28 protein-coding genes are annotated in these 24,986 nt (G+C 36.1%); 14 read left to right on the forward strand and 14 right to left on the reverse strand.

The features are described 5' to 3' along the window. Positions 1-28: 28 nt before the first annotated feature. The 4 genes from ABTV71_RS13010 to ABTV71_RS13025 form a co-directional block, all read right to left on the reverse strand. On the reverse strand, positions 29-1,090 hold the full coding sequence (locus ABTV71_RS13010; RefSeq protein WP_433903444.1) for a fatty acid desaturase family protein: 1,062 nt from the start codon (positions 1,088-1,090) through the stop codon (positions 29-31). Positions 1,091-1,315: 225 nt separating this feature from the next. Next, positions 1,316-1,645: a YegP family protein gene (locus ABTV71_RS13015; RefSeq protein ID WP_433903445.1), complete on the reverse strand. Its 330-nt coding sequence runs from the start codon at positions 1,643-1,645 to the stop codon at positions 1,316-1,318. Between the two features lie 1,096 nt (positions 1,646-2,741). Further along, the gene (locus ABTV71_RS13020; RefSeq protein ID WP_433903708.1) at positions 2,742-3,620 is read right to left on the reverse strand and encodes an IS3 family transposase; all 879 of its coding nucleotides are present in this window, start codon (positions 3,618-3,620) and stop codon (positions 2,742-2,744) included. After that, entirely contained in the window at positions 3,620-3,919 is a 300-nt protein-coding gene (locus ABTV71_RS13025; protein WP_070566721.1) for a transposase, read from the reverse strand. Before ABTV71_RS13025 ends, ABTV71_RS13020 begins: the two co-directional genes overlap by 1 nt. Positions 3,920-4,202: 283 nt before the next feature. Between ABTV71_RS13025 and ABTV71_RS13030 the strand changes: the two genes are divergently transcribed. The 3 genes from ABTV71_RS13030 (at position 4,203) to ABTV71_RS13040 (ending at position 7,315) form a co-directional block, all read left to right on the forward strand. After that, positions 4,203-4,883 (forward strand): hypothetical protein, encoded by a 681-nt coding sequence (locus ABTV71_RS13030; RefSeq protein ID WP_433903446.1) that lies wholly within the window; start codon positions 4,203-4,205, stop codon positions 4,881-4,883. A 231-nt stretch (positions 4,884-5,114) separates the two neighbouring features. Continuing rightward, positions 5,115-6,179 carry an ankyrin repeat domain-containing protein gene (locus ABTV71_RS13035; protein WP_433903447.1) on the forward strand — a complete coding sequence of 355 codons (1,065 nt, stop codon included), beginning with the start codon at positions 5,115-5,117 and terminating at the stop codon, positions 6,177-6,179. A 116-nt stretch (positions 6,180-6,295) separates the two neighbouring features. Beyond that, entirely contained in the window at positions 6,296-7,315 is a 1,020-nt protein-coding gene (locus ABTV71_RS13040; RefSeq protein WP_433903448.1) for a hypothetical protein, read from the forward strand. A gap of 150 nt (positions 7,316-7,465) precedes the next feature. Here ABTV71_RS13040 and ABTV71_RS13045 read toward each other — a convergent pair whose 3' ends face one another. Further along, on the reverse strand, positions 7,466-8,245 hold the full coding sequence (locus tag ABTV71_RS13045) for an AraC family transcriptional regulator (RefSeq protein WP_121124729.1): 780 nt from the start codon (positions 8,243-8,245) through the stop codon (positions 7,466-7,468). 92 nt (positions 8,246-8,337) lie between these two features. Here ABTV71_RS13045 and ABTV71_RS13050 point away from each other — a divergent pair, with 92 nt between their 5' ends. The 4 genes from ABTV71_RS13050 to ABTV71_RS13065 are packed head-to-tail and all read left to right on the forward strand — an operon-like array spanning position 8,338 to position 12,571. Beyond that, positions 8,338-8,580, forward strand: coding sequence for a hypothetical protein (locus ABTV71_RS13050; protein ID WP_121124730.1), 243 nt, complete (start codon positions 8,338-8,340; stop codon positions 8,578-8,580). A 7-nt stretch (positions 8,581-8,587) separates the two neighbouring features. Next, positions 8,588-9,922, forward strand: coding sequence for a TolC family protein (locus tag ABTV71_RS13055; protein WP_433903449.1), 1,335 nt, complete (start codon positions 8,588-8,590; stop codon positions 9,920-9,922). A gap of 10 nt (positions 9,923-9,932) precedes the next feature. Further along, entirely contained in the window at positions 9,933-10,979 is a 1,047-nt protein-coding gene (locus ABTV71_RS13060; RefSeq protein ID WP_433903450.1) for an HlyD family secretion protein, read from the forward strand. After that, complete coding sequence (locus ABTV71_RS13065) at positions 10,979-12,571, forward strand: MFS transporter (RefSeq protein WP_433903451.1); 1,593 nt, start codon at positions 10,979-10,981, stop codon at positions 12,569-12,571. Before ABTV71_RS13060 ends, ABTV71_RS13065 begins: the two co-directional genes overlap by 1 nt. A 98-nt stretch (positions 12,572-12,669) precedes the next feature. On the opposite strand, the gene ABTV71_RS13070 is transcribed toward ABTV71_RS13065, so the two are convergent. Next, entirely contained in the window at positions 12,670-12,999 is a 330-nt protein-coding gene (locus ABTV71_RS13070) for a hypothetical protein (RefSeq protein ID WP_433903452.1), read from the reverse strand. Between the two features lie 257 nt (positions 13,000-13,256). Between ABTV71_RS13070 and ABTV71_RS13075 the strand changes: the two genes are divergently transcribed. From ABTV71_RS13075 to ABTV71_RS13090, 4 genes are read left to right on the forward strand one after another with little or no spacing between them, the layout of a single operon-like run. Beyond that, positions 13,257-13,547, forward strand: coding sequence for a hypothetical protein (locus ABTV71_RS13075; protein ID WP_433903453.1), 291 nt, complete (start codon positions 13,257-13,259; stop codon positions 13,545-13,547). Positions 13,548-13,607: 60 nt separating this feature from the next. After that, positions 13,608-14,108, forward strand: a complete 501-nt coding sequence (locus ABTV71_RS13080) for a hypothetical protein (protein ID WP_121124740.1) — start codon at positions 13,608-13,610, stop codon at positions 14,106-14,108. Positions 14,109-14,134: 26 nt separating this feature from the next. Continuing rightward, complete coding sequence (locus ABTV71_RS13085; RefSeq protein ID WP_433903454.1) at positions 14,135-14,899, forward strand: hypothetical protein; 765 nt, start codon at positions 14,135-14,137, stop codon at positions 14,897-14,899. A gap of 13 nt (positions 14,900-14,912) precedes the next feature. Further along, positions 14,913-15,530: a hypothetical protein gene (locus ABTV71_RS13090; RefSeq protein ID WP_433903455.1), complete on the forward strand. Its 618-nt coding sequence runs from the start codon at positions 14,913-14,915 to the stop codon at positions 15,528-15,530. 78 nt (positions 15,531-15,608) lie between these two features. Here the strand turns inward: ABTV71_RS13090 and ABTV71_RS13095 are convergent, their stop codons facing one another. Next, on the reverse strand, positions 15,609-16,421 hold the full coding sequence (locus tag ABTV71_RS13095) for a helix-turn-helix domain-containing protein (protein ID WP_433903456.1): 813 nt from the start codon (positions 16,419-16,421) through the stop codon (positions 15,609-15,611). A gap of 241 nt (positions 16,422-16,662) precedes the next feature. Further along, positions 16,663-17,682, reverse strand: a complete 1,020-nt coding sequence (locus tag ABTV71_RS13100; protein ID WP_433903457.1) for an SDR family NAD(P)-dependent oxidoreductase — start codon at positions 17,680-17,682, stop codon at positions 16,663-16,665. Between the two features lie 545 nt (positions 17,683-18,227). Between ABTV71_RS13100 and ABTV71_RS13105 the strand changes: the two genes are divergently transcribed. The 3 genes from ABTV71_RS13105 (at position 18,228) to ABTV71_RS13115 (ending at position 19,852) form a co-directional block, all read left to right on the forward strand. Next, on the forward strand, positions 18,228-18,773 hold the full coding sequence (locus ABTV71_RS13105; RefSeq protein WP_433903458.1) for a carboxymuconolactone decarboxylase family protein: 546 nt from the start codon (positions 18,228-18,230) through the stop codon (positions 18,771-18,773). A 93-nt stretch (positions 18,774-18,866) separates the two neighbouring features. Continuing rightward, positions 18,867-19,187: an alpha/beta fold hydrolase gene (locus tag ABTV71_RS13110; RefSeq protein WP_433903459.1), complete on the forward strand. Its 321-nt coding sequence runs from the start codon at positions 18,867-18,869 to the stop codon at positions 19,185-19,187. An 86-nt stretch (positions 19,188-19,273) separates the two neighbouring features. After that, entirely contained in the window at positions 19,274-19,852 is a 579-nt protein-coding gene (locus ABTV71_RS13115; RefSeq protein ID WP_433903460.1) for a Crp/Fnr family transcriptional regulator, read from the forward strand. 540 nt (positions 19,853-20,392) lie between these two features. Here ABTV71_RS13115 and ABTV71_RS13120 read toward each other — a convergent pair. The 6 genes from ABTV71_RS13120 to ABTV71_RS13145 form a co-directional block, all read right to left on the reverse strand. Beyond that, on the reverse strand, positions 20,393-20,989 hold the full coding sequence (locus ABTV71_RS13120) for an isochorismatase family protein (RefSeq protein ID WP_433903461.1): 597 nt from the start codon (positions 20,987-20,989) through the stop codon (positions 20,393-20,395). Between the two features lie 752 nt (positions 20,990-21,741). After that, a complete protein-coding gene (locus tag ABTV71_RS13125) occupies positions 21,742-22,332 on the reverse strand; it encodes a DUF417 family protein (protein WP_433903462.1) in 591 nt (196 codons plus the stop codon). Positions 22,333-22,391: 59 nt separating this feature from the next. Further along, positions 22,392-23,186 carry a helix-turn-helix domain-containing protein gene (locus tag ABTV71_RS13130; protein ID WP_433903463.1) on the reverse strand — a complete coding sequence of 265 codons (795 nt, stop codon included), beginning with the start codon at positions 23,184-23,186 and terminating at the stop codon, positions 22,392-22,394. Further along, entirely contained in the window at positions 23,117-23,380 is a 264-nt protein-coding gene (locus ABTV71_RS13135; RefSeq protein WP_433903464.1) for a catalase, read from the reverse strand. The genes ABTV71_RS13130 and ABTV71_RS13135 overlap by 70 nt, the downstream gene beginning before the upstream one ends. 171 nt (positions 23,381-23,551) lie before the next feature. After that, complete coding sequence (locus tag ABTV71_RS13140; RefSeq protein WP_433903466.1) at positions 23,552-24,331, reverse strand: MBL fold metallo-hydrolase; 780 nt, start codon at positions 24,329-24,331, stop codon at positions 23,552-23,554. 31 nt (positions 24,332-24,362) lie between these two features. After that, positions 24,363-24,977, reverse strand: a complete 615-nt coding sequence (locus ABTV71_RS13145; RefSeq protein ID WP_433903467.1) for a pyridoxamine 5'-phosphate oxidase family protein — start codon at positions 24,975-24,977, stop codon at positions 24,363-24,365. Between the last annotated feature and the right edge of the window lie 9 nt (positions 24,978-24,986).

The following is a 24,986-nucleotide window of genomic DNA, read 5'->3' on the forward strand; positions in this document are numbered from 1 at the left end:
AGAACAATATTGAATCATTCGACTAAGTTTATTTTGACATGGCATGAATAACCCCGATATGCGACCTAAACGCTGCCCAAAAAGTCCTGAATTCGTTGTATTGCAATTTATACTCCTTGCAAGTTTGTTTTACGATACGGTTGAGTGCAGGATAATGCACATGGCTTATTTTGGGAAACAGATGATGCTCTACCTGAAAGTTAAGTCCGCCGAGCAGCCAGGTTAATACCTTACTCCTTGTAGCGAAATTGGCCGTGGACTGGATCTGATGAATCATCCATTCTTCTTCCACACGTGCTCCCTCAACTGTTTTAAATTCAGTTCCGGAAACAACGTGTGCCAGTTGAAATATCGTCGCCAGACTCATTCCGCAGACAACGCCAGCAATTAACAAACCAAAGAGGGTAGGAAGCCAACCGACAAAGATAATGGGAAGAACCACAAATAGCGAGAAATGTACGATCTTACTGAGCCAAAAAATGACACGCTCCCTGACCGGAAAATGAAAACGCTCGGCTTGATTTCCCAAGCGGCCGCGGAAATATTTTTCATAATCCTGATAAAAAATCCAGGCCAAATAGGAGATACCGTATAACAGCGGAAAGTAAAACCGTTGATAGCGGTGGTGTTTTTTCAGCTTCTGATCATGGTGGATACGCATAAATTTAATTTCAATATCGTGGTCCTCACCATCAATATTGGTATACGTATGGTGGGCGATATTATGTTTAAGTTTCCAAAAATAGATATTGCCGCCCAAGAGATTGAGTGTGTAGGACAATACCGTATTCAGACGTTTGTTATCCGAAAACGAATTATGTCCGGCATCGTGCATGATATTGAAGCCGATAGCAGCTAAGTTAGCTCCGAAAATAAGGCATAGCACGACAGCAATGCTCCAATGAAGTGGAACGAAGACCAAGAGAATATATAAAAGGATAAAAGTAGCCAAAAGAATAGTGGCTTTCAGAAATATCCTTCGGTTGCCAGTCTTTTGCTTTAACGAATTATTAAAATAATTATTGATTTTTTGCTTTAACGCTTTGGAGAACAATGTATTAACATTGTCGAATTTAACAGACTGGGACATGTGATTTCTGAAGTGGAGATATTTCTCGTATTTAATTTGCAATCTAAAGTGATTGACTGATGTGAAATTACATTTTATATTTGAATCAACACTATACGATAACGTTAAATGCATGTTAAAGTATTGATTTTTCAATAAACTTAAAGAGCTGCCGATTAACCAAAAAAACCCGAGCGTAAATTTCGGGCTTTTTATTATTTGCTTATGCAAATCAAGTTTTACACTTTAATCGAGATCTTCTATGGTAGCATTGGGTGTATTTGATTTTACGGATTCAATTCCGTTTTCCATTCCATTTGCACTTTCGTACATTTCACTTGTTCCGATAACTTGACCATTGGTCGCTTTCAGATTGAAGTAATGTTTACCGTTTGTCGAAGTCTTTCTGTCAAATTTATCATCGTCCTGCGCATTTCTTTTTACCGATTCAACGCCGTTTAAGCAATTTGCCTTAGTTTTATAGCCCTCACTACTCAGAATTACCTGACCATTTCCTGCTTTTAAATTAAACTGAAACTCACCATCTTTTCTTGTTTTCACTACAAATTTTCCCATTTTTTTCTATTATAAATTTTATGTGATAAATGCGATTCGTTATTATACTATTTAAAGATAACGTATAAAATTATTTTTATTGTGAAACAATGATTAAATAATCGGCATAAAGTTATTAACATATTGAAATGGTAGACAAATGTTTACATCATCTGATCAATTTACCTTGATTACTTATTAGCGAGGATCAACTCTTAATTTAGAGGTTGAATATCTGGCAAACTTTGCAGTATAGAAATTTTCGAAAATAGCCGAGATCCTGACGAGTTCTTTTTTATACGTTTCCAAACCAATTTTATTCAACAATTAAAAGCAAGTTCTATGTTATCAATTCCTTTCTCAAAAACGAGAAAAGTGCTTATCCGTCAATATGGGGGGATCATCTTCGTTTTTCCAATTCAAGCTACTTCTATTAATCTATATTTTTTTTAGTATGTTTTACGATATCCATAAGTCTTTATATGTGTACATACTTTTTCAAATTCTTTTAAACTGCAATTTAACGCTAAATTCTTTTTGTTCTTGAATATAAAAATTAATTTTCCATCGCTATATTCTAATTCGAGTTGGTTTATAGCCGCCATGCCTTTAAAAAAAGATCGACCACTAATATTGAAATTGATCTTTTCCGAAATAAAATCAATAGAACCTATGGGGAGGCCTCCCGAGCTAATGTTAAGCCGAAGGTAGTTTTCGCTAATCACATCATGCGATGTAGTGGTCATATTTGCTGTTAGGTTTGCCAAAGCTCTCTTTTTTTACTACTCGTTTGGTTTCACCTGCCGAAGGCAGCTTACGATGCAGAAAGGCATTTCCAGACTTTGTGTGTCTACCCTGATAACGACTCTCATCTTCCGTCTTTGCATCATGTGATAGATTTATATCGTTCAATTATGCATTATTTTTATGAAACAAAGTAAAGTAAAATAAATGAGCTGCCAAAAAATAATACAGATGTGATATACATCTATTCTGTTAAGTTGGCGGGTCTATCGTCGAGCCAGTTATTAGCAACTACTCCTTAACCTAACACCAGATTTGCTTGACAAACCGAATTATAAAAGATTGGACTTGCAAATAAAATCGGCAGTGCTAGTTAAGCAGCTTTTTTAATTTTTTGCTCTTTTTTATTAAATTGCTCAATTGTAAGATTTCCCAATGTGGAGTGACGACGTTCTCGATTATACCAGATTTCTATGTATTCGAATAGTTCTGCTTTCATCTGATCCTTGGTAATCAACTTATTACCGTAAATCTGCTCGGATTTTAGCGTTTTGAAGAAGCTTTCTGCTACTGCATTATCCCAGCAATTACCTTTTCTACTCATACTTCTTGTTATGATTTTATAGGAATCTAACGTGTTACTAAATTTTTCACATGCATATTGTACGCCACGGTCCGAATGAAAAATTAGACCAGGAGACAGTTTACGGTGCTTAATTGCCATTTTCCAAGCTGCCAATGAAGTTTCTTCAGTTTTCATCCCATCACTGATACTCCAACCAATACATTTGCGGTCATATAAATCCAGAATGGTGGTTAGATATAAAAAACCTTCTTTGGTATGGATGTAAGTAATATCAGATACCCAGACTTTTGAAGGCTCTGAAGCTTTGAAATTTCGGTCTAATACATTGTCCATTATTTTATGTGCGTGTTTTGAATCGGTTGTAGCTTTAAATTTCTTGCCTATTTTACTCCGTAGCCCCATATTTTTCATATACTTAGCGACTGTATTTCTAGAAACTTTAATTCCATCATCCAACAGCTCCGCAGTTATTCTAGGACTGCCATACCGTTGTTTCTTATCGAAATAAATAGCCTTTATCTTGTCCTCCAGATTGCTACATTTCCTGCTTTTTGTCTGTTGGGACCGTTTTTGCCAAGCATAATAGCTTCTAGATCCAACGCCCATAACTTTACACATCTTTTCAATCGAATATAGCCCCTGATGTTGCTTGATAAAACTATATATTACCGATCGCTCTTGGAAAAGATGCCTATGGCCTTTTTTAGTATTTCTAGTTCCAGTTCTGAGTCTTTAAGTTTTTTTTCCAAGAAACTAATCCGCTCTTGTTCTGGCGTTTGCTTCATATTTCCATTCCCGGGGAAACTTCCTGATCCAAACTCTTCTGACTCTTTACGCCACTTATATAATTGGGCAGCAGAGATTCCCAACTCACGAGCTAGCTCAGAAAGATTTTTTCTGTTTTTACTTAATTCAACTGCTCGCTCTTTAAAAATGCGATCGTACTTTTTACGGACTTTAATCATTATTTCAAAATTAAGATATTTTATTGTTCTTAACTTGATCTGCCGACTAAGTTAGCAACTCCAGATAACAAGCTACCGCCAATAAGGATTCTGCATCAGAGGTGGGCTAAGTGCAAAATACGTTTTTTACGAATCATAAACGAAACCCAGTGAATTGTAAATGGTTGCCCTTGATGCACAAAATATCTTAATTTTAAGATTTAGCAAACAACAGTAAATAATTAAAAAGACAAAGTTGCGCCAATCTTCGAGTAACTGCAACTTTGAAAGACCGCTAAAACAAATGAATTGGAATAATTATTTATTAGAACAGAAAAGCCCAGTTGCCGACTATGCACATTTGGGCGTTTTCAAAGGGGCTGTGAACGGAATTTTTGACTTATCTACAATTCCTACTGGCACAAAGATCTTGGAAATGTCAACACCCTTGAAAAAGTTCAAATTGACTTATACAAACCTTTCTTCGTTAAATGGAAATAAAAATATTGAAGCAATAATATTAGGAGAAATTGACGATGAGCGAGTTGGTGTATTTTCGACATTACCAAATCTAAAATATCTTCATATAAGCATAAACAAACAAAATGAAATACCAGACTTAACGCCTTTGAAAAATCTGGAGGTGCTAATTCTTTCCAGTATCAAGAAAGTAGATAATATCAATTATCTTAGTGGTTTAGTCAATCTTAAAACTCTGTATATCCACGAGATAAATAATATGTATGATTTAGAACCATTATCTTCTCTTGTGAACTTAGAAGAACTTTATTTAGACCACGGAAAAATGAGCGGAACAGGACAATCCGTCAAAAGTATGGAGCCAATATCGAAACTAACCAATCTGAAATATCTTGCTTTTTTACTAAATGTAGAAACGAAGAGTTACGACATCAGCGCTTTATGTTCACTTAAAAAATTGCAAAAACTGCGTTATTTTACCAAGATATTTGGAAAATGGAAATAAAGAAAAGCTTTTAAATGAACTACCATTATTATCTGAATTATAAAAAATTGAGAAATCTACTGCTGGTAACAAAAAATTTGCAGTAGGGGGTGAAACTTCAAAGTTCGACAGTAGTTTTTCAATTGAACTTGAGAAATTTTATCGGCTTGTGTGCTTTGATTTTGAGCCGGAGAAGAGAGCCCCAGAGCGTTTTAATCAATTTTACTGAACCCCAAAATCAAGAGAAACAAAATGGCTAAAAAGAAAAAAACACTTCCAAAAAATTTTGACGGATTAATTAACGAAAATAATATAGACAATCTCAAAAAGGTATTTGATACCTGTGAATTAGATGCACGAGGCGGTTATGGAAAAGCAACTGCTCTTAGTTTCTTCAATATTCCTGACGAGCTAGTTCGTTGGCTGGTAGAAAACGGGGCCGACATTGAGGCTGTCGATTATTACGAACGTACGGCACTGCATCAACACGCAATGGCCCGAAGTGGAAAGATTACGATACTTTTAGAACTTGGGGCAAATATCAATGCAGTTGATAAGTATGGAGACACACCTTTGCATTTTGCAGCAGGAAGTAGTTTTAATATTACTTCGGTAAAAAAATTAATTGAATACGGCGCGGATACAAATGTTCTGAATGCAAATGGAGAGACACCCCTTGAAAAAGCTCTGAACCGTGCCAATAATATCGATATCGTAAATTTAGTAGAAATATCGAGTATCCTACTGAAAAACGCGGCGATAACTCCAAAAATGCGAGATAACATTACCCGTATCGGAGAAAATTTTGAGTTTCATCGTGAAAATTTCAATAAAGAAGATTATCTGCAAGAAACTGACGAAGCGCTAAGCAAACTTTACGAAATATATAATGTTCCACCGGTAAGAAAACGCATTATGCACGATGGCGTATCGCCAATTGTTTTAAGTGGAACAACCTGGCAAACACAATTTGAAGAATTGTGGGAACTTTTAATTCCATCAAAAGGATCTGCAAAAACAGTGCAAGGAGAAGTTGTGCGAATTGCAGGAAAAGTAAGAGATGAAATATATAGAAACGGTGGCGGGAACTGGAATCTTTATTTCAAAAAAATGTTGGACGCATTTCTTGCGCATTTAGCTTCAAATAACGCTTTGTCAGTTGATGAACTAGAAAAACTAACTTCACTTGTACAAAGCATTCGCAAAAATGGAGATGCAGAAACGGACGAACTTAATTATTTATGCCAGCTAGCAACAAAATGGGTAATCCTTAATCCGATACCGATTTTACTTGAAGAACCGAATTATAAAAGATAAAAAACTACCGCCAAAAGTGGGGCCTTCGGTGAGGGCCGCAACGTTTGAGTCAGGTGGGATGATGTATAAAATTTGGGACGCTAATTTTTTCAATTGAACTTTTGTACAAAAAAAGAATGGAAGCAACTAAATATCTTTCTATAATTAATTATTCGGAATGGGAAAAATTATGCAAATCCTATTCAGAAACACACGCCTGCAACGCTATTGGTAAGGATGGAATTTTTTATTTTCGATTAAATGACAATAGCGATAAACCTTTACAAAGTTTAGACAAAATATTGTTCGCAAAGCGCCCCGATGTAAAGCTCATTATCTTACCTTTTCAAGACCCTGAAAAATCCAATAAATATCATGCATATACCAAACAAGATTTTGAAACATTATCGCAACTGACAAATGTGAGGAAACTAGGTCTTTCGATTGCGGCTCAACAAAGTTTCACCGAATTTTCTAGGATTGAGTTGGTAACAGAGTTGTACATTTATGTGGATGTAAGATCTGATCTTCGTTTAGTGGAAAAGTTTCCCAATATAAATTACCTCCATTTGCAAGGGAAATTCACCGAAATAGTTTCATTATGTGGGCTAAAAAATTTAAAAGGATTGAGCATATCCGATTTTCAACAAATTGATTTTTCCGTCTTACATGGCATTTCTTTAAAAGTATTAGTTGTTAGTGATTGTCAGGCAAGCGAAAATTTTCCGGAGTTATTATCTAACGGTGTAGAGTATCTGCAACTTTCTGGAATTAAAAAAGTTCAAAACATTGATTTTATTTCAAATGCGACGGGATTAAAAAAGTTATATTTAGATGGATTCTCATTAACGGCGTTACCTGATTTTAGTAAAAATAAAAAATTAAGGGTATTACAAATCAACGCAATGCACAAACTAAACGAAATCGAAACACTTATTAGTTCAAATATCGAATATTTATTTGTCTTGCTAAGCGCAGATAAAGTGCCCGCAAAAGTTTTTTCCGAAGTTCTAGCAAAAATCAAAACGCTAAAAAAAGCCCAAATGCGATTAATGGACAGACACGATAAACGTTATAAGATAATAAAAAAACAATTAGAAAATGCTGGAAAAAGCGGCTTACTTGCTGAGGATATCAATTTTTTTGAAACATCTTAAACCGAATAAGTTTTTTTATTAATCTCTTTCAAGACCAAAGGCATTATAAAATTAAAGACAACGGTAGCGTTCAAACCCGTGCAGTATTGAAGTCGTAGTTCTTACAGAATCAGAAACATCGTAACCGTAAAATTAAGGAAGCGGCAGCTCTCATTTAATTTTAAATTCAGTTGGTCTCATATTGGTCAGTTGATGAAAATTGTTACTAAATGCCGATACATTCGAATATCCGATTTCATAGGCTATCTCCGTCATGTTCAAATCCGTATCTTTAATCAATTCCATCGCTCTGATAATACGAAGCATTTTTAAGTATTGAACAAAAGTGATGCGCAGTTTAGTTTGAAATAATCTGGTCAAGCTTCTCACACTCATCCCCGATTGTAGAGCAACAGTGTCTAAGCTTAGATCTTCATTTAACCGATTTCTAAAACTGTCGATTATAGCATTAAGCCGTTGATCGTCTGTTGTAGGAAGTTGAATGGAAAATTTTTTTAGATTTTCTTTTGATAATACGCCTTTCAGCGTAGTTAAAAACTCAAATTCCCATGAACCTTTAAAATAATCACCTTGCCATTTATCACTAAATGAGAGCATTTCTGCCAAAAGCTTGCTCACTGGATAAATACCCAGTTCACCGTAAAAACTGTCTGCCTTTTCGTCTGGAAAGTAAATATTGATGATGTACAAATCCTGTGTATTAAACATCAGGTTGTGCGGGTAGTTTTTGGGTATCCATATATAATGATTAGCCGGAATATACAGATCCTTTTCGTCTGTTTGTAGGTAAGCAATTCCTCCATAAACCAATAACAACTGAGCTTTATCGTGCTGATGAGCTGGCAAACGCTGTTCCGTCTGTTGTCGCATCACAAGGATGGAATCGAAATTTTGATCTACAATTTGTATTAATTGGCTAAGAATTTCCATGTGGCCAAATATAGCAAATATTAGGCTATTTATATAAAAGCATAGAATGACGTGCTTAATAATTTTGCTGTGTTAATACTAGTAGAATCGTTATGAAACGTAAAATCATAAAACCTGACAAAGATTTTGAACTTGCAATGCAAGCTAAAAAATCAGAACATCAATTCCTTCGCTCAGACGAAGAAATTGATAAAGCAAACATCTACTGGCTGGCTTGCGCCTATGCTAGTCCCTTTATTCCAATGATAGATTTAAGCTTTGTTTTAGATGAGCTGAAAAAGATGCTAAAGCAATGGTTAGCAAAGAAAAAGAAAGATATCATCATTTATAAATAGAAAGCTGATGCAACGATATAAAACAACTCGGATTTTGAGCATACTTTTGCTATTATTTCCCTATTCGATCCATGCCCAGTATACTGAAAAAGCGGAGCCCCTAAGTTTGGAAGAAATTTGGAAGGTTGCGGAAATGAACAACCGTCAACTGAAACTCTCTGACCTAAATCATCAGCAGAGTAAAATAGAAATATTGGAAGCCAAAGACCATTTGTTACCGGAACTTTCGGTAGGTGGAGACGTAAAACTCAATTCCAAATTTCTGATTTACGACAATGGATTATTCTCTTCTCCACAGGATGTACCCGTAAAAGGTTATGGGTACGGAGTAGGTTACAACTTGAACATTAATCTTTATAATGGTAATAAAGACAAAAGAAACATCGACATGAAGAGGGAAGAAGAGAAGCGAAAACAATATGAAGCGGATCTGCAAAAGCATAGTGTAAAATATAATACCGCAGTTGCCTATTTTGATTTATACAAACTTTTGCATTTCTATGACTTTCTTCATGCAGAGATTGATGCAGAAAAAAAGCAATTGAATTTGATAGAAAGTCTTCATAAAAACGGTACCGTACTAAAGAGCGATGTACTGAGAACCTCCGTGAAATTGTCTCAGCTGGAACTTAGTCTTTCTGATGTGACAAAAAAAATCGAAATCGCCAAACAACATCTCAATATACTGATGGGACGTGAAATTGATACAGAGCTAGCAATCAAATATCGAGATATAATTGAATTAAACGCTATCACAGACGCTGACTACAATGATTATATAGACATTGTTTTTAACAAATCTCCCGCGTATAAAATGGTCAATAGTGATATCAAATGGAGCGAACTGAATGTAAAACAAATGAAAGCTACACGATTGCCCAAAGTTTCTTTGTACGCTAACTACAACTACAATTATCCGCAGATTTCCTTTTATCCCTATTCAAATGACTTATGGGGATTTGGTCAGACAGGAATTAAATTACAGTATTCTATAGATAATTTGTACAAAAGCAAACATACAATTGCTCATGCTCAAGTTGTCAGCAGTCAGGCTAAGGAAAAAGCAGAAATGAAGAAAGACGAAATCGCTCTTCAGGTAAAAGAAGCTTATCTACAGCAACAACAGGCTTTGGAGAGCGTAGAAACGGCAGAGAAAAATATCATTAGAACCACTGAAACCGTCCGTGTTATCAGAAGCAGCTACTTAAATCAGGAATCGTTACTGACCGATCTTTTGGAAGCAGAAAATGCTTTATTGGAAGCAAAATTCAATCTGACAACAGCACAAACAAATATAAGAATAGCTCATGTCAGATTATTGGCAATCGTTGGAATTCTTTAATACAAATATTATGAATAAAAATAAAACAGATAAAATTATTGTATGCCTCACCAATTGGTTGGGAATCGCATTATTCGTAGGAATCATTATTTGGGGAACAGCCTATTTCTTAAGAGGATATCGCTACGAACACACTAATGATGCACAGGTAGACGCTTACTTGTCACCCATAAACGCAAAAGTAGGTGGCTATATCAGCAAAATATATTTCAATGACAATCAGCTGGTAAAAAAAGGTGATACACTAGTTGTCATTGAATTGGACGAATATGGACTGAAAAAAGATGCTGCTTCAGCAGAAGTTTTGAGTTCAAAAGCCAAATTGTCCATATTGGCTGCAAACGAGGAAACGCAACTTAAAAGTATTGAAGTCATAAAAGCACAATTGGCAGGTGCTGCCGTGAGATTGAATCAGCAGCAAAAAGAGTTTGACCGCTATAAAAATCTACTGGCGGATGAATCTACCACACAACAAAAATTCGATAATATAAGTGCTTCATTATCTATTGCAAAGTCAGATTACGATCAAGCTAAAGCTTCTTTACAAGTAGCTGAATCTAAACTTAATGATTTTAGAGCGCAACATAATGTTATACAGGCAGAGATAAAAATTAAAGAAACACTTCTTCAGCGGCAGGAACTGGACATTCGATATACGGTTATCACTGCGCCTTTTGACGGACAAATTGGTAAAAAGACCATTCAGGAAGGCCAGCTGATACAAGCTGGGCAGACATTGGCTTTTTTGGTGAACAAGGCCGAGAAAAAATGGGTGATTGCAAATTTTAAAGAAACACAGGCTGGTAATTTAAAGATCGGGCAAGCGGTAACCATTGAGGTTGATGCGTTCCCGAATGAAAAATTCACTGGTACTATTGAATCACTTTCCCCAACCACAGGTTCGCGGTATTCATTGCTACCTCCAGATAATGCTACAGGTAATTTTGTCAAAATCATCCAGCGTATTCCTGTAAGAATTAAACTTACCGATACGCCTGAAAAATTAGCGAACCTCTCTGCCGGAATGAATGCCAATGTTTACATTTTAAAAGATTAATGATGCAAGCACATAAAATACCGATTTTCAAATCCTGGGTGTCCGAATGGGTGGCGAGAGCCGTCATATTTACCATTCTGATGACCTGTCTGTTCAGTTTCGCTTTTTACGGCAGTCCGATCGCGACGATGGGGTTTTACGGCATACAACCTACCGATGTACAATATGGCATGGTTGTAATCTATGGTTCAACGGTGGCTTTCCTGGCACTTGATTTTCGGATAGTAAAATATTTTGCACCCAGAAAATATCTGCTGATTGCCCTTGCCGTCAATGCAATATGTTCCGTTATCTGCTTTCATTTCAAAGATTGGACATTGTTTGTTATTTGCCAGTTTTTGCAAGGGATGACCTGCGCATTGATGTCAGGGATAGTATTACAGCTCATTTTTCCAAGATTACAGTCTGTACGTGCCCGTGTGATTGCTTACAGTCTTCTTTACGGCAGTATACAAATCGCTGTACCTTTCTATTCCATCTATACAAGTGTGGTCATTCATTTTTTTGATTTTAACTGGCTATTCTATGGATTTATTGTTGTGCTCATTATTCTGACATTTGTTGTTTTGCTGACAATGAGCGGTAAAGCGAGGTTTACCAAAAAGATACCCTTATATCAGGTGGATTGGATAGGCTATCTGTTTTATATGTCTTTCATCTTGATATTGGGATTTATACTCGTCTATGGAAGGCAATTCGGATGGTTTGATAACCCATTAATTTTGATGCTTAGTTTAAGTGCTTTAGTTATTCTTTCCCTCTTTATTATCAGAGAATCAAAACTAAAAAGGCCATTGATCAATTTACAGATCTTTAAGGCAAAGAATTTTGTTTTTGGGTTATTCCTACTTGTTACATTCTACATTTTCAAAGGTAGTACCGGACTAGCCTATGGTTATGTGGAAGTGATTTTAGGAAATGACCCACTGCATACCATTCCGATATGGATGGCTGTAATTTTAGGAACGATCCTGAGCATGTTGGTCACTTCCCGATTTGTTTTAATGGGGTACAACTTGATCAGGATGATTATTGCCGGTTTTGGTATAATGGCAATTTACTATGCCTATATGATACTATTTGTTTCTGTACAGGGTGAAACAATCAATTTTATTCTTCCGATGTTTGTTTATGGTGTGGCCACAGGTGTTCTATTTGTTCCGATTGTTTCATTTACCGCTTCATCAGCACCTCCGAAAATTGCAGTAAATGCCTCGCTTGTTGGCATATTGGCAAGGTTCACCGGTTTTAGCGTAAGTCTGGCATTTAACAACGAACTTCAATTATTTACAAAATCCGCGGTTCGCGAAAAGATACGGGAAGCACTCACGGAAACAAATCCGCAGTTACCACTTACTTTACTGGATATTCAAAACCAATATATCAATGCTGGCCGTGATATGTATAATTCGAAAACAGTATCCACAGGCTATTTCAATCAAATGATTAATCATCAACTATTGGCCCGTGCTACTAGGGATTATTACGATTGGATGTTAATGGGGGTGATATTTGTCATTGTCATTTTACTCTTCTTGCCTCAAATACAATATGTTGTTTTAAAATTAAGGAAAGGTAATATCCCTTATTAATTTTATTATGGCAGATAAAGCTTCAGGCTGTTGGAGCAAATCATGATGCAAGTATGGTACGCTTTTTAAAGGAAAAAGATTCATTAATTGCGCTATTGCTATTTCACGAATGTACCCGTCATGATGCAATGCCAATCGTAATTACAAAAACGACATTGTTTTGCTGTTGGAGTTCTGGCTAGTTTGCCACAATTGGGGCAGTAATAAAAAAAAATTTCAGATGTATGATCATGTATAATACGCGTTGCTATATCTTCATTAAATTTCTCTAGTCCATTATTCAATAAACTTAGTGAATTTTCGTCTTTGGTTAGCCATCCAGCTTTAAAGTAAACCCTCTTTATTTTATCAATATCCTCATTTTGATCTATCTTTAAAAGTGAATGCGCATGTTGATAAGCAAGTTTTTCTTTTGAGGAAGCGTCCAATAATAGTGATTTTTAAAGGTTATCTTTTCGTCTTCATGAAATATGGCTCACTATTTTTTGAATTTACAAAACAGCACTCAAAAGACAAAATATATAACTCAGCAACTATAATTTCTATATCTATTTTGTATCGCAGATCTGATGCAAATTCTTATTTTTACTCCTATTGGAAATTCCATATAAAGCCATTATAAAAGATAGATATTTTTATTTTTGATACATTAACAGGTATTTTGTTTGATAAGGTACGAGAATATATGGAAATCGTGGAAATGGGAGAGGATAGTCTTTTCTCAGATCGTTCAACATATTTATTTATGAACGAATTTGCGACATATATTGGCGGCCAGATCATAGCAGACCGGACAGGCCCTTTTGTCGAAAGCTCCTATGATTATATCAATTATATTGGGCAAAGTCACAACCGTGAAATTATCAATATTGTACATGTTGGTATCCTCGAAATATTATATATGGAGTATGGAGTTGGTAGGCAATGGGTCAAGATGAATCTGAGCGAAAAGCTACAACCTTATTTCGAAGCTTGATCAAAATATTATAGGTAAGATATTATATTAAAACAGCAATTTATATCATATTTACATGTAATGAGAAAAGTAGTATTTAAAGACGTAGACGGAAAAACAAAAAAACTTATGCTTTGTCATGCAAAAGGGGGAGTTTATCTTTTTGGATATTACAGTTTACAGGACAGTTTTGCAGATTGGGATCATTTCTTTTACACTATGGAAGATGCGATTGAGTGTTGCTTTGAGGATTATGATGTTAATGAAGAGGATTGGATAATAATTGCAGACCAACCTGAAAATTGTCAGCAGGACTTTATTATTCCGACAAGGATAAAAGGCAGAGAAGTCGGAAAGCCTGTGTTTGGACGTCTACAACAATTTGTTAAAGGACAGTGGGTTGACTATGAAATATCAGAGAACTGTATAAGTTTTGATGGACTTACAGGTGATGAGAGATTATTGACCACCGGACTTGTATTTGAGTATGAGAAGGCTTTAATTGAAGATAAGGCAAAAGCAACAAAAATTTTGACAGCATTAAACTTTGGTAAACCTTCTATTGACACAATTATTGGATAAATTAATATAACGCTAACCATCACCTAATGGATTTAAAAGAGATAAAAAATATACAAGATTTCCAGCGGTTTCTATTTCAACAAAAAAATGAAAATTTTGTTCAGGCTGACGATTCCAATTATTCGAAGACAATTTGCGGAACCGATTTCAGATCTGAAATTCTGTATGTTCTACCATCGACTGAAACATTGGAAAATATCCGGTTTTATGACAATCTGAAGTTTATCACCATCAATAACTATAAGATTGATCGTAAAAATCTTGACGCATTAAAGAAGTATAAGAATAATTTAACAGATGTCAGCCATTTACATATTTGGAACATCAAACAAAATGACTTGGATTTAATTTCATTGTTTCCAAATTTGACTCATTTATTAATTTCACATGTCAAAAAAGCCGACTTTTCATTTAACCGCTTAGACGAATTAACGAATCTGAACACGCTATGTCTTTTAAGTCTAAACAAAGTATCAGACTTCAATTTCTTGCCAAACGCTTCAAAATCCAGAATTAAAAACCTTTCATTAACTTATACTTCAAACCTTAAAAGCTTGAATGGGATTGATAAGTTCGAAAACCTTGAACACTTATCCCTCTTTGCATCAACAACAGAGAGCAACAAAAAAGTGGACCTTGACGATTTATCAGGAATGGAAAACCTAACAAAACTTAAAACATTTGAAATTGGTTATTTTCGGTTTAACAATACGGAAATGGCCAACAGACTTTCGGTTTTAAAGGAATTAAAAGAGTTTGTTATTGATAATATCAAATATGCAAATATATAACAAATGCGTTTGAATGAAATTATTGGACTTTTTCAAAATATTTAAACGAAAGACAACAGCAAGAAGGAAACTTGAGGCAGACGGTTATTTGCCACTTCTCTGGGAAGACGACTATTGTCAAGTTGTAATTGTTCCATTAGAAAATATGGCATATGTATTAAAATCGATCGCAGAAATAGAACCACTTTCAGAGGTGTCACGAACAGATTTTGGATTTACTGAAATATTTGAACATGGAGAAATGCCTATAACCACCATTTCAAAAGAAATCCGAGAAGACTATTTAATGGAGCTATTAACAGTTTTTGGATTTGAAAGAGCAACACACATATATTATAATTACGATAAAATTATTGACTGCACAACAAGACAGACTAAAGCATTTGGTTTCTCGAATTTCACCATCTTTTTTGAAATAGAAGGGGAGTTTGTCAAACATGTTTGGCTTTCGATTAGCGAACGAGTTTCTTTAGCGGAAACTTCTGTAAAGAAATTTGAACACATTAAGTCAGTTTTATATCGTTTAGGTGAAGAATGTGAAATGATTTTGGTCGATTGGAATAGTATGGAATTAATCGATTTGAGAAACCGGTATCAGATAAATAATTACTTAAGTTATTTTTGGAAATGATAGATAAGTACGAAAATTGGAAGATTGAGTTATTTAAATTCGAATCCGTAATAAACAATTATAACTTAAAAAGAATAGTTAATTCCCTTTTGCCAGTAATTCTGTTGGTGAATAGCCGAATTGTTTTTTAAATGCATATGAAAAATGTGAAAGGTTTTCAAACCCTACTTCATAACAGACCTCAATGGGTCTCGTTTTTTTTTCTACCAATTGGTAGTGTGCCAACTCCAATCGTTTTTTAGTGAGCCATCTCTGCGGAGTGATACCGAATATTCTATTAAAATCCCTTTTGAAAGTCGTTAGGCTTCTTCCCGTCAGATAACCGAACTTTTCCAATGATAAATTGAACATAAAATTCTTTTCCATATAAGTTGCAAGGTCAATTTTTCCGGGTTCTTCAAAGTTTGCCAGTACATTATCTATGTCTTTATCTATTATGCGGAGAATGCTGATAGCTTCTGTAATTTTTAAGGAAGCTATTTTTTCAGGGAGTACCTGCATTTCAAAGTAAGGAACAAGAGACGAAAGGCAACTTTCTAATAATGGGTGGTTTTTGAAATGGTGTATTTTTTGTGTATGATGTGCATCAGGTTTGACATTCAGATTTGAGTAAAAATCTTTCAACCTATCGGCCGTTAAGTGCATGACAACTGTCTTATGAGCTTGCCCATCTTTGGGATAGTTGATAATTGTAGCTAACTGATTTTTAGGGATTAAAAAGATATCACCCTTTTTAAAGAGATGTGTAGCATCAGCTTGAACAATTTTAGTTTGACCGGAAATAAACCAGATCAACATATGGCAATCGAAACTGATATCCGATTTAAAGAACTTGTCCTCATAGCAGGAAAGTTTAATGTCGTCTGTAATATATTTTGCTTGATATTCCATAAAGAGAGCTATTTGATTGGCTTGCAAGGTAGTGGATAATATAAAGATAGAAATTTTATCGTTGCCCCCATCAACCAAAATTTTGAATCGGAGATGAGAGCAACATCGTCCGCTATATGTCAACTGTTCCAAACTTTTTTATTCTTGCAATAATCAGCAAAATATCCACTTTACGAAAATTCGCGCTGCGTTTGTTACTCGTTTATCACTATCAGCTAACTTCATTTTAAAGGTTAAATAATTAATTGATATTGAATTTTACTCCTGTCATTTCTTCACTTAGATCCCATAAGTGTCTTGCTGAGTTTTCTTCCAATGAATATTGTTGCACACCAGACTGATGTAGTTTCGCTTCCGTCGGGATGGAAGGATCTGTCGACAATAACGCTGCAATGTCATTATCTTCGAGATAAACACCGCCTATCAAATTCAATAATGGACTGGTTGCGGCAAAAATTGTAGTAGCAGCACCTTGAGGGATGGTCTTTAATGAAGCTATTATTTCTGGACGCATATTTCCATTTTCGTCCAGAAATCCTAATTTTTTCCATTGTTCTTGGTCTGCATTTCTCCCTAGTTCCGTCCCTCCGATAGAACCCGGATGTAAGGAGTAAGCTCTTACCTTGAAATCTTTAGCTCGGTTGTCTAATTCCAAGGCAAAAAGATTACTTGCCGTCTTTGATTGACCATAAGCCTCGAGAGTTTCATAGTTCCTTTTTTCAAAGTTTGGATCTTCAAAATTAAAGGAAGAATTATGATGCCCAAGGGAGGATACATTTACGACCCTAGCTCCATTTGCCTTTTTTAATGCCGGCCATAATTTTGCTGTAAGATGAAACTGGCCTAGATAATTTGTTGCCAGTTGGGATTCAATTCCACGTTCATCACGTTGCAATGGAACCCACATAATTCCTGCATTGTTAATTAATAAATGAAGCGGTCTGCGCGATGAAATGAATTTTTCGGCAAAATTGTCAATAGAGGCAGGGCTCATCATATCCACTTCTTCCATTTCAATATTCATTATACCCTTCAGATTTGCTTTTGATTTTTCTAAGTTTCTGGCTAGGACAATCACTGTTGCTCCGGCTGAAGCAAGAGTTTTTGTCGTTTCAAGCCCAATACCTGTGTTCCCGCCAGTTACAATTGCAATTTTACCCGTAAGATCGATTCCTTTGATTACTTCCGCGGAAGTTGATTTTGCTGTGAAGCCGGAACCTAATGGTTTCTGTAATGCTCCCTGATAATTGTCTGATTTCATTTTTTTAATTCGATTTTGTTAAGACAAAGATAATTGGCATGATGCGGGCGAGTTTTGTTTAAACGTCCGAATTTACTTTGTTTAAAAGACCAGGAAAATTGACCGTCAGGTTCCTTGATTTTGGTCCTATAGCACTATTAATTCTTTAAATTCTGTCAACCTATTGTAGGGCATATTCGCTCTTTTGACGATTGACCAGTAACAGCTTGTAAACAGGGGACACATCATTCAGTAAATAAAATAAGCAGGCCCTTCTGAATTCTTTTAAAGTAAACCTTTGAGAACTAAAGACCTCTTTGCTTTTATCAACTCATATTCGTATTCCCAAGTAATCATAAAGGAGAGGAGTGTCTTCTGAAAGGTTACTTATTGCTGTCTTTTGTTTTTTTTGTAAAGACTTGTGAAAAGAAAATATTAGGAACTGGAAGAATTGATAACTCTTCGGGAAAAGCTGCCTAACTCATACCGATTGTAAGCATGCAACTTTGTACTGTTGATAATGAGAAACATATTGACAATTTTAAAAAATTAAAAAAAATAATATTATGGCACGCATTAAAGCTTTAAATCCGGAACAAGCTACCGGAAGAACAAAAGAACTTTTTGACATAGTTAAAAGTAAAATGGGAATGGTTCCTAATATGATGAAGACCTTAGGAAATTCTCCCGCGGTACTCAATGCCTATTTAGGCTTTAACGCAGGTCTTAATTATTCTTCACTGGGAGGTAAATTGGGAGAGCTGATTGCGCTTACAGTGGCGAATGAAAATGGATGTAACTATTGTAACGCTGCACACAGTTTTATCGGTGGGAAACTCGGAATTAAAGGTCAGGACATTACGAACGCAAGAAATGGTGTTTCTATTGATCCTAAAATAAATGCGGCATTGTTTTTTTCAAAGGAGATCCTTGATACAAGAGGCGCCGTTTCCAATGAATCTTTACAGAAAGTCAGAGCTGCTGGGTATGATGACGCTCAGATTCTTGAAATATTAGCACAGGTATCATTAAGCATCTTCACCAATTATGCGAATATTTTAGCCGATACGGATATTGATTTTCCAAAACTAGAACCTATCGCGACAAATTAATCCTCACTACTTCATCATAAATCTTTGATACAATGAAAACGACATTTAAAACAGAAAAGATCAACGGCGTAGAAATCTTTTACAGGGAAGCTGGTGACAGCAAAAATCCGACTTTGGTCAAATGTTCCTTTGTATCCAAGCTGGCAACAATATTTCGGAGATTATCAGCCAGAAATGTTGATTGTTTATGGTAAGGATGATTATATTTTTCCGGGATCAGGAGCTGAGGCATTTAAAAAAGATGTGAAAAATCTTGAATTCCATCTATTTGACGCAGGACATTTTGCACTGAAGTCGCTCGGTGAAGGAATTTCGGCCATTATCGAAGATTTCCTTGACAGAAAGATTATTAAGCATTCGATTTATAAAATCGCTCTGAAAAAATGTCTGAGCGATTTTATTTTGTCCATTTAGGTAGGATAAGGTATTTAGAAAGATGTAGTTTTTTCTTAAATTCGACCTATAGCAACGTTAACTGTCGCCGTCTAAAAATACTTCCAATGTACAAGCCACTTTTTGATTATATAGAGCGTTACAGCAAATCAACCTTATCACAGGATGAGAAGGAGAAGATACAATCATTATTCCTGCAAAAAAAGCTTAGGAAAAAACAGTATTTTCTGGAAGAGGGCAGTAGTTGTCCATATACGGGCTTTATTCTAAAAGGTGCAACAAGGCAGTTCAGTGTTGATAGTCATGGTCTCGAATATATCCTACAACTTGCCGTTGAGAATTGGTGGATCGTTGATAGGAACAGCTATATTAATCAGACACCGTCAAAATATTTTATTGAGGCCTGGGAAAATACAGAGCTCCTTGTATTACCACGGCGTAATCTTGACCCATTTTTAGAGATTCCCGCCATTAAGGAAATGTTCTGGAAAATGAGTGAAAATAATCACATAGCTTCAGTAAAGCGTGTCGATGATGCAATAAGTCTGAGTGCTTTACAGCGATATGAAAGTTTTGTCGAACTTCATCCCGAAATGATCCAGAGATTTCCGCTACATCTGATAGCTTCCTACCTTGGCATATCCAGAGAAACTCTAAGTAGGATCAGGAAGCAGAGTTTGCGGTAAAACGATCTTCCCCTTCGTTTTTGGTTATTCTAGAACTAGTAGCTTTCTTTCTATTTCAATGAAAGGCATTACAAATATTAGAATTGAAACACGTCTTTCCAATCAAGATGTACTTAAATTTTGATATGGACCTACGCAATTAGGAACGATATGAAAACACTGAAAAATAGAATTGAGACCATTCAGATTGGAATATTTTAGTCTAAGCCACTATTTTCACCAGACTTCTAAAAACTGTAACGTCTGTGGTGCCCTTGTGGATTTAGTTAAAAAACATTTTTTTAAGTTGAATTGGAAGATGCTTTTGGGACTAAGTAACAATTGTTAAGAGTGGGGTCAAGAAATTTTGGTTTGAAGCGTGGATCTAAGATCAGATAAGAGAATAAACGGGAGTATCTGAATGGTTCAGTACTCCCGTTTATTTTTGACGAAGTCAGCCGACTGCCGAATCCGGATAGATAAGCAGACCTTTTCGTCCCGTTGTCCTTCGGTATTTTAGCCTTAAGTCTGAAAGGCTGCTTTGCAATAACTGGTCTAAACTTATTTGAACAGGAGTGAATAGACCTCTTCGATAACAATTGGTTTGGCGATTTCTCCTTCGGGCGAAGCCCAGCTGCCAATAATCTCGGAGATAAATTGACTGATCGTCGTGGTTCTCACACCTTGAGCTTCCCAAGTTTTACGGGCCACATCTTCGGCGATCTCAGTCGGAGAACCCCCGCCATCGATTACAACCTGAACGTCAAAGCCCTCTTCCTGCATGTCTATTGCGGGCCATACGATACAAACATCATTCGTAAGACCGGCCATCACAATATTTTTCTTTCCATCTGCGACATTATATACAGCATTTCTAAAGTTTTCATCATCCCATGCGTTTGTGATACCGTCACGTTTAACACGTTCAGCAAACTGGACAGGTAAAATCTCCTGTAGGTCTTTCAAGAGTGGCCCTTGTTGTAAATCTTCCTGGCTTGAGGTAAGTACAACCGGAATGTTGAGTCCTTTGGCTAGTCGTGCTAATGTACGGGCACGGGAGATAATGACTTCGTGGGCACGGTTTGCTGAAAAATTAATTGTTCCTTCTTGGTGATCGATCAGTAAAATTACTGTGTCTTCAATTTTAAACTTTTTCATATCACTTGTTTTTTAAATTATTAAATAAAGTTTCTATAGCAAAAGTAGCCCAGTACAAGCCCAAGGAACGATGACCTTTATCACAAAAGATTAGTGACAAAAGTCAATGAATATTCTTAAATCGCCGAATTATCTACCTAACCTTATAAAAGTATCCCTAAAATGGCTTTTATATTGTTAAAGGTGCAGATATTCAATTTTGCAATACATAGAATTTCTTCTATGATGCGATGAGAAATTTGAAGCTAACAAAAGATTGACTTTTTAAGATCCGCTAACGTGCTTGGTAGGTCGGTAATGTATTTTCATCGCCTGCTTCTTTAGGATGGTATTATAGCAGCGAGAGCATCCCGATTCAGAAAATATGAATTGCATTATTTGATTTTATAAGTTGCAGTATTACATGTAACTGTAGCTATTTAGGCGTATCTATTAATTAGGTATGAATACCGTAGAAAAAGGAATTTTCCAATTATCCCTGAAGTACAGGGATAATCAATACACCGTAAAAACGCCCTAAGTCTGGAAAAATAATCATTACAGCAGCGGATTTTCAGTTTAGGAAAATCTGCACAGGTTTATTCTGTTCCGAAAGCTGATAAGTAAAAAGTAAGCATTAGGAATAAAAACGCCTTTGAGCATTGCAATGAATACTATAGGTATTTAATGCAATGCTCAAAGGCGTTTTCGTTTGGTAGGGCTTTTGGAGCATATTGTTAATCAGATCCCTGTTTGGGGCAGTCTGACAGCAGTTATTGCAAAGTCACCAAATTTTTAGGGGCTGATAATTTGCTTTTGATACTTTGAGCTGAATCTGACGCAATTACTAGCCCGGCCCCCATCATTATAACATCTTTTATCACAAGTCTTCCCGCTGCTGAAAGTGCCGGAAAGCCGTGTACAGGTCCTCCTAGGTCAGGAACCCATGTTTCTGGTGTTGTAATCAGAAAGGAGAGGGTAACCAATGACATTCCAGCAGTTAAAATTCCACCTACCAAACCTATTTTTGGATAAAATATTCCCAACAATACGGATATTCCAATGGATACGATTACCATTCCCAGTCCATAAGAGAACATGTATGTCCCATTAGCATGGTGCCACTGGATGTTCTGCTTGACGATTTCACCTTCTTTGTTTTTGTGAAGCTTATAGTTGTCACTGTCCGAAGCTTTTACGTTTAGGAAAAAACTCATAAAAGGGGAGTTGGCAACAAATGGAATTATCCCTTCGGCTTCATACTGATAGGCTTTTAGGCCACCGATCCAGGCCATCACTATAAAAATGGCGATCCGTAGAAAATTGATGAATTGCTTTTGCGCGTTTGCTAATAAATCGATCATAACTTTTTTTAGTAAAGTTATGTTTAAGATATTGTGCTATGAATGGATGATTATGGAAATTACTTGTCCAAATCTGCCACAGGAGAAATTCCTACCGCTTTGCGGAAAAATGATGGGGATACACCTGTATATTTTTTAAAATATTTGCTGAAGTGGAATTCGTCGTTAAAATTAAGTTCTGCTGCTATTTCTTTTATAGATCTATGGGTGAGATGAATCTGTTTTTTAGCTTCAAGTATCACTCGTTCCTGAATGATCTGCGAGGGTGTTTTATTGAAAATAAGTTTAATTTTCTTACTCAATGTATTTGGCGCTATGTGTAGCAGATCAGCATAAAATGTGAGCTCTCTATTAGAAAGAAAGTGCGTTTCCACCAGGTTTTGGAATAATATTAACTCATTGAAATTTTCTTGAACCGCTTTCCCTTCTGGTAATATTTTGTTTTTCTCTTTACTGCAGATTGCCAGAATCAGCTGTAGATAAGACTGAAGGATGGAGGCGGAGAGATTTTCCTGACTATCGACTTTCATGATCTTGGAAAAGTAATCCGAAACTTCGTTAAATATTTCCTCGCTTAACTGAAATTGTGGAAAGAGATAGATGTTATTGAAAAGTAATCCATTGCAGGCAACTTCTTTTTTATGAAACTCTATACAATAAAAGTCGCTATGAAACTCGAGAACATCCACATCGATTATTGAATTGCTCGTTATCCGGATGTTCTGAAACGGAGAGGAAAAAAGTACAGTTCTGCCTTGAAAATCATACTCTACAAAGTCAACAGTTATCTTTCCGTAACCCTGGAATAAAAAAATATGATAAGAGGAATCACTGTAGACATTTTCAAAATCCACTGAGCACTTCCTTTGAACAGAAGGGAAAGTATTATGCATAATAAGGTAAAAATATGGAGTTTTTCTGAGCTCATAATTACTTTTGCCCTCGAATATTTTGTGATATCCCCGGTAACCACAAATCTTCCAAATACGCCTGTTCCTTTTGCGTGGACAATACGCTCCGGTATTCTCTCACGATTGAATTGAGCCATCTTTTCATGCAGGAAGAAATCTTCAACAATATTGGGCCTCTGGGGGCCACTGTCAGTGAATTTTGATAATGTGATACAGCATTTGACGTGATCTTCGAATTGTTAGTCATATAATTGCATGTTTAATTTGTTTTATTTTAAAATTGTTTCTTTAACCCGGTTTATTCACATCTAAATAGCTAGCGTTGTGGGAATTCCGGGTTCAAGTATTTTTAGCTGATCTTCAATTCCTAGGATTTGGAAAGCTTCTTTCAAATTTGCATTATTTTCGGTGTAATGTGACCACCCCTCAGAGTGAACAGGAATCAAAATAGAACTTGGGAAGGCAGCAGCGGTGTCAAGTGCATCGTTGGTACCCATTGTGACGTTGAATGGACCACGCGGACGGGCAGCCCCTGCAAAGATAAATATATAATCGGGGTTAATGCGATCTGCCAATAATTCGATTTCATTATAGTATACCGTATCCCCAGTAATGTATAGCTGAATACCATTTGGAGAGTCAACTTCTATGTGAAAACCAATTACATCACCTGTAATCCTCTCAATTCCCGCTGGCCCATGACGTGCGGGGGTAGCGGTGATCTTAATTTTTTTTCCAGTTGGTGTTGTGTAAGTCCTTTGTTCATAAGGGACAAGTCCTTTTGAGTTACCCTTAAGTCTTTCTGCTCCCGCCTTTGTGGTCAAGACGTCACCAACCTCTTTTAAATAAGCTCTCCCCATACCATCCAAGTTGTCAAAATGCTGATCGTGGCTCAGTAAAACAATATCAATGGATTTATCTGGAAATGTTGCCGGGCCAGCTAACTTGCGCTCGGTCATCTTTGCATTTAATTTAAAAAAAGTCCCTTCTGGATCAAGAGTGGGATCTGTCATGAACCGTAATCCTTCAATCTCGATGATTATGGTTGGGCCACCAAGGTAGGTGACCTGTACCTGTTTATTTTGCATAGTGTGAATTTATAAGTGATTGCTTATCAGGTTAGAGTTTATCGAGTTTTTTTTTAAGATCCGATAGTTCCTGTTCCAATTTTTCAATGTACTGAAGTTTCGGTGCTATTATCTCCGTTACTTCCGCTTCGGTATATCGTGGTGTGATATGTTGGGGACAGTTCCAATCATAAGCTTTAATGTGGAATAATAAAATGCGTTCTGCTTTAAATTTATAATTAACCGGCTTTAAAAATTCATACAATCCAGGATCATCATTAATTTCCACGACCTCAGCTTCGGCATATATTTTTAACCTCGCACGCATTGGATAGGATACCAAAATTAGAGCGACGTTTGCATTGGAGGCTATATTTCCAATAGATATATATTGCTTATTTCCACTAAAATCAATGATACCGATCGTATCCTTGTCCATTATTTTAATGAATCCTTTGGCACCGCCACGATGTTGGATGTAAGGAAACCCGTTTTCTCCGTAAGATGCCATGTAGAAACTGTCCATTGTCCCGATAAAATTCTTTTCGATCTCTGTCAGGCCATCGACATAACTAAATTTTTCCATACGATCATAAGCAGCCCGGCTCCCATTTTTTTCTTGTAGAGCCTTAATAACTTCTGTGAAGGCAGTATTTGCGTAATTCATCTTTAAAGT

It is taken from the genome of Sphingobacterium puteale (genome assembly GCF_050986225.1).
GTDB classification, from domain to species: domain Bacteria; phylum Bacteroidota; class Bacteroidia; order Sphingobacteriales; family Sphingobacteriaceae; genus Sphingobacterium; species Sphingobacterium puteale.